This window comes from Enterobacter sp. EC_64, from assembly GCF_019584165.1.
GTDB lineage: Bacteria > Pseudomonadota > Gammaproteobacteria > Enterobacterales > Enterobacteriaceae > Enterobacter > Enterobacter roggenkampii.
Window position 1 is genome coordinate 1 of record NZ_VDAS01000114.1, and the last position, 202, is coordinate 202.

At 49.5% G+C, this 202-nt stretch carries 1 tRNA gene and 1 rRNA gene; both read right to left on the reverse strand.

From position 1 onward, the window contains the following. Positions 1-59, reverse strand: a tRNA-Ile gene (locus FHC52_RS22715). Positions 60-136: 77 nt separating this feature from the next. Further along, a 16S ribosomal RNA gene (locus FHC52_RS22720) occupies positions 137-202 on the reverse strand; the annotation flags it as partial.

The following is a 202-nucleotide window of genomic DNA, read 5'->3' on the forward strand; positions in this document are numbered from 1 at the left end:
GAGTGGACTTGAACCACCGACCTCACCCTTATCAGGGGTGCGCTCTAACCACCTGAGCTACAAGCCTGCAGAGATTTTTACTGCTGTTTTTCATCAGACAATCTGTGTGAGCACTACAAAGGCAGGTTCTTTAAGGTAAGGAGGTGATCCAACCGCAGGTTCCCCTACGGTTACCTTGTTACGACTTCACCCCAGTCATGAA